Genomic DNA, 4,026 nt, shown 5'->3' on the forward strand with positions numbered 1-4,026 from the left:
TCGAACACAGAAGTTAAGCTTCAGCACGCCGATAGTAGTTGGGGGATCGCCCCCTGCAAGTAGGACGTTGCCACGCTATCTTTATGGAGGATTAGCTCAGTTGGGAGAGCGTCTGCCTTACAAGCAGAGGGTCACAGGTTCGAGCCCTGTATCCTCCATTGAGCCGTTAGCTCAGTTGGTAGAGCATCTGACTTTTAATCAGAGGGTCGACAGTTCGAGACTGTCACGGCTCATCATGTTGACAATGAAGGTTAGATCTGATATCATTATTCATGTTGTTGCCGACTTAGCTCAGTTGGTAGAGCACCTGTCTTGTAAACAGGGGGTCGGAAGTTCGAATCTTCTAGTCGGCATTTAACAAAATATGCGGAAGTAGTTCAGTGGTAGAACATCACCTTGCCATGGTGGGGGTCGCGGGTTCGAATCCCGTCTTCCGCTTTTGCCAAAATCGCCGGGGTGGCGGAATTGGCAGACGCACAGGACTTAAAATCCTGCGGTTAGTGATAACCGTACCGGTTCGATCCCGGTCCTCGGCATTTGTTACATTTTAATATTTTGCACCCATAGCGCAACTGGATAGAGTGTCTGACTACGAATCAGAAGGTTGTAGGTTCGACTCCTACTGGGTGCATTGAGCGGGAAGTAGCTCAGCTTGGTAGAGCACCTGGTTTGGGACCAGGGGGTCGCAGGTTCGAATCCTGTCTTCCCGATTTAGATAAAACATTATCTAATCATATAGTTTCATTTTGTCACCATCGCGGTGTAGCTCAGCTGGCTAGAGCGTCCGGTTCATACCCGGGAGGTCGAGGGTTCGATCCCCCCTGCCGCGATTTGATCATTACTCGGACCTTTAGCTCAGTTGGTTAGAGCAGACGGCTCATAACCGTCCGGTCGTAGGTTCGAGTCCTACAAGGTCCATTTGTTTGGTCCTTTAAGGTGGTCATACAATTTAATATTTGCTTCTTTTATGGAGGATTACCCAAGTCTGGCTGAAGGGAACGGTCTTGAAAACCGTCAGGTGGGTCAAACCACGCGAGAGTTCGAATCTCTCATCCTCCTTATTATCGCGGGGTGGAGCAGTCTGGTAGCTCGTCGGGCTCATAACCCGAAGGTCGTTGGTTCAAATCCAGCCCCCGCAATTACGGTCCGTTGGTCTAGCTGGTTAGGACGCCTGCCTGTCACGCAGGAGATCACGAGTTCGAGTCTCGTACGGACCGTTTATTTTATGGCTCGGTAGCTCAGTTGGTAGAGCAACGGATTGAAGCTCCGTGTGTCGGCGGTTCGATTCCGTCCCGCGCCATTAAATCTAAATAGTCCCATGCGGGTATAGTTTAGTGGTAAAACCACAGCCTTCCAAGCTGTTGTCGCGAGTTCGATTCTCGTTACCCGCTTTAATGGGCCTATAGCTCAGCTGGTTAGAGCGCACGCCTGATAAGCGTGAGGTCGATGGTTCGAGTCCATTTAGGCCCATTGGAGAAATACTCAAGTGGCTGAAGAGGCGCCCCTGCTAAGGGTGTAGGTCGCGTAAGCGGCGCGAGAGTTCGAATCTCTCTTTCTCCGTTGTTTCAGATTTAAAAAGTATGACCCGTTGGTCAAGCGGTTAAGACACCGCCCTTTCACGGCGGTAACATGGGTTCGAGTCCCATACGGGTCAGTAGAATTAATCTTATTAATATTATCGCGGGGTGGAGCAGTCTGGTAGCTCGTCGGGCTCATAACCCGAAGGTCGTTGGTTCAAATCCAGCCCCCGCAATCATGGTCCGTTGGTCTAGCTGGTTAGGACGCCTGCCTGTCACGCAGGAGATCACGAGTTCGAGTCTCGTACGGACCGTATCACATCGAAAAACCCCCGATTATCTTTTGGATAATCGGGGGTTTTTGTATACTATTAAAAACGATCCAACGCAGCAAGATGCATTGGATCGTTCTCTAATCCTTAATGGCGTTGGTATACATTGCCGTTAAGACTGTTCGAAGCTGTTTATCATGTGCAAATAAGTAAAGCCCACGGACACCACGTTTCATAAGCACATTAATGGCATTTAAAACCAACGTGATTTTAGCATGGTTCAATTCATTCGGATCGGTAAGATCATCACGCTTTTTGAAGGCTTCGACATCGGTAATTTTAGTTGGATCAATTTGTAGGTGTTGCTGATCAGCCGCCAGTGTAATGGGAGGACCTAAGATGAGACCCACGTAGTTTAAATCAAATCCCTGACAGGTATAGATTGAGCCGACTTCGTTAATGGTTTCAGGAATTTCTGCCCACGGTGTTACCGTATAGTTATACTGATCCCAAGGGAGCTTAAAACGGCCTTCGTGGATGTAGTGTTTACCACCATCTAATGTTGAAGGATAGCCAGTTGTTGCGACGACTCTTGAGAGGCCAACTTGGTTATTTTGGTGAACGATGGCCTGCCGCATTATTTCTGCATCGTCAAATACACGAAAATCGTAGTTGTTAAAGAAGCTTGGTGTAATTGGTAGTAATCGTTGATCACCAGTAAAATGGTCGATCCAGTTAATCACCTGATCGTCGGCCTGCATGCGAAACTGAGTGGTGAGGTGGAACCATTCCTGATGGTAGGGGGCCAACAACTGCTGAAGTCGAGCTTTTGTCCAGTAGGTTTTTAAACGAAGGACTTGGCGTTCGTCAAAGACGATGATGAGGACTTTTGCTAACTTAATCAGTTCCAATAACTGATTTTGACCGTAAAAGTTATTATAGTGGTCGGGTTGTGACAGTAACAGGTGGGCTTCATCGATAACGCCAACATCGAATCCGGTTTGATGCTTGTGACACTGGTTGATGAGTGAGGTTGGTCGCTGAAAATCCTTTTTTAACTCTTGTGGTAACTCGCCAGCAATTTGACGATATACTTTTAATAACTCGGGGTGATTGACCAAGAAGTAATTGGTGGTCTGATAAAGGGGACTGTCTGGGTTGCGACGCGCCTGCTGCAATTGATAGAAGACTTCGCTTAAAATGACACTTTTACCCGTTCCGGCATCGCCATGAATGACGAAAATGGCTGGCTGCTCATCGGTTATATGAGAGGTGATGAAGTGGTGGATGTGTTGAACTAGGGTTTCTTGTTCAGGTGTTAATGACTGATGTGGCGCTAATTTGACGTGTGCTTCGTTGGAAATCAAATCGAAAACTCCTTTATTGAAATAAAAAGTTATGCAATCGACAATGGATTACATAACTTTTTTAGAATGGACGTGTGCCTAAACAAATCGATTGGTTAGGTCACGCGTTTAAAATGATACTAGATACCGTTAAGCAGCTGTTAATTGTTACAGACTGCCAAAATTTAGCAGATTATTGATTAATAAAATGATAGCTGGCTTCGTGATAGTTGTTTAGTGTGCTTTGGAAATACTTGAATGGTTTAAACGTGTCGCTCCGTTTCCAAATGGAAAAGTCCTCGGCACTCGACCAAGTGGTTAATAAAATATTATTGGCCCGATTCTTCTCGGCTTTCATGAAGTAGGCTGCGTGCATCCCATCTGGCATTGCGTCAACGGAGACGAAGTGACTTGCCTTAGAATTAAAGACGGTTTGATCATCTTCGGAAAGATTATCGAAGTACATAAAGTTGATAAATCCATTCCAATCGGTTGTGCCACGGTGAAGTTTAATGTCATAATGAACGGGTGAACTAAAGACTGATTCTTGACCAGAAACATCTAACAAGGCGAGTTGTTCGCCAGCTGACGAAGCATCTAGCAGGTGCATGGGCCGATCAGGATACCGCGCTTGAAGGTCGGTAAGCACTTGTTTACTACCAAAGGTGATGCTGAGTTGCGTAATCATAAGTCATTCCTCCTGTCTTCACAACTATATTATAACGTTGACGAATGACAATTGAAAATTAAAAGTCATTCAAATTTGAAAGGAAGTCAATTATTAATGAAATTAACGGTGTTAGGTTATTACGGTGGCTATCCAGATCATGGCATTGGGACGAGCAGTTATCTATTAGAATCGGGGACGTTTAAGTGCCTTTTAGACTGGGG

General features: G+C 46.1%; 2 protein-coding genes, 19 tRNA genes and 1 pseudogene. 20 read left to right on the top strand and 2 right to left on the bottom strand.

Annotation, left to right across the window (positions count from 1 at the left end; genetic code table 11):
• Positions 1-85 precede the first annotated feature (85 nt).
• The 19 genes from JCM2765_RS16165 to JCM2765_RS16255 all read left to right on the top strand — a co-directional run bounded on the left by JCM2765_RS16165 (position 86) and on the right by JCM2765_RS16255 (position 1,831).
• Positions 86-158 (top strand) — tRNA-Val (locus tag JCM2765_RS16165).
• A gap of 2 nt (positions 159-160) precedes the next feature.
• Positions 161-233, top strand: a tRNA-Lys gene (locus JCM2765_RS16170).
• Positions 234-280: 47 nt separating this feature from the next.
• Positions 281-353: transfer RNA gene (locus tag JCM2765_RS16175), tRNA-Thr, on the top strand.
• Positions 354-366: 13 nt separating this feature from the next.
• A tRNA-Gly gene (locus JCM2765_RS16180) sits at positions 367-438 on the top strand.
• A 12-nt stretch (positions 439-450) separates the two neighbouring features.
• Positions 451-536, top strand: a tRNA-Leu gene (locus JCM2765_RS16185).
• A 21-nt stretch (positions 537-557) separates the two neighbouring features.
• A tRNA-Arg gene (locus JCM2765_RS16190) sits at positions 558-631 on the top strand.
• Positions 632-636: 5 nt separating this feature from the next.
• A tRNA-Pro gene (locus tag JCM2765_RS16195) sits at positions 637-710 on the top strand.
• Positions 711-756: 46 nt separating this feature from the next.
• A tRNA-Met gene (locus tag JCM2765_RS16200) sits at positions 757-830 on the top strand.
• 14 nt (positions 831-844) lie between these two features.
• Positions 845-918 (top strand) — tRNA-Ile (locus JCM2765_RS16205).
• Between the two features lie 51 nt (positions 919-969).
• Positions 970-1,059: transfer RNA gene (locus JCM2765_RS16210), tRNA-Ser, on the top strand.
• A 6-nt stretch (positions 1,060-1,065) separates the two neighbouring features.
• Positions 1,066-1,139: transfer RNA gene (locus JCM2765_RS16215), tRNA-Met, on the top strand.
• Between the two features lie 4 nt (positions 1,140-1,143).
• A tRNA-Asp gene (locus JCM2765_RS16220) sits at positions 1,144-1,217 on the top strand.
• A gap of 10 nt (positions 1,218-1,227) precedes the next feature.
• Positions 1,228-1,300 (top strand) — tRNA-Phe (locus JCM2765_RS16225).
• Positions 1,301-1,320: 20 nt separating this feature from the next.
• Positions 1,321-1,391, top strand: a tRNA-Gly gene (locus tag JCM2765_RS16230).
• A gap of 5 nt (positions 1,392-1,396) precedes the next feature.
• Positions 1,397-1,470 (top strand) — tRNA-Ile (locus tag JCM2765_RS16235).
• 2 nt (positions 1,471-1,472) lie between these two features.
• Positions 1,473-1,560: transfer RNA gene (locus tag JCM2765_RS16240), tRNA-Ser, on the top strand.
• 22 nt (positions 1,561-1,582) lie between these two features.
• Positions 1,583-1,654: transfer RNA gene (locus tag JCM2765_RS16245), tRNA-Glu, on the top strand.
• Positions 1,655-1,679: 25 nt separating this feature from the next.
• Positions 1,680-1,753 (top strand) — tRNA-Met (locus JCM2765_RS16250).
• Positions 1,754-1,757: 4 nt separating this feature from the next.
• A tRNA-Asp gene (locus JCM2765_RS16255) sits at positions 1,758-1,831 on the top strand.
• 98 nt (positions 1,832-1,929) lie between these two features.
• On the opposite strand, the gene JCM2765_RS16260 is transcribed toward JCM2765_RS16255, so the two are convergent.
• Complete coding sequence (locus JCM2765_RS16260) at positions 1,930-3,153, bottom strand: DUF2075 domain-containing protein (RefSeq protein ID WP_054737564.1); 1,224 nt, start codon at positions 3,151-3,153, stop codon at positions 1,930-1,932.
• Positions 3,154-3,328: 175 nt separating this feature from the next.
• Positions 3,329-3,823 carry a hypothetical protein gene (locus JCM2765_RS16265; protein WP_054737563.1) on the bottom strand — a complete coding sequence of 165 codons (495 nt, stop codon included), beginning with the start codon at positions 3,821-3,823 and terminating at the stop codon, positions 3,329-3,331.
• A 96-nt stretch (positions 3,824-3,919) separates the two neighbouring features.
• On the opposite strand from JCM2765_RS16265, the pseudogene JCM2765_RS18510 reads away from it, so the two are divergent.
• Positions 3,920-4,026, top strand: a pseudogene (locus JCM2765_RS18510) (MBL fold metallo-hydrolase); the annotation flags it as partial.

The organism is Secundilactobacillus similis DSM 23365 = JCM 2765 (assembly GCF_001311075.1).
GTDB lineage: Bacteria > Bacillota > Bacilli > Lactobacillales > Lactobacillaceae > Secundilactobacillus > Secundilactobacillus similis.

What these genes read in the sequence shown, in the direction of transcription:
- JCM2765_RS16265 (WP_054737563.1), bottom strand. Translation starts at nt 3,823, where the DNA reads ATGATTACGCAACTCAGCATCACCTTTGGTAGTAAACAAGTGCTTACC.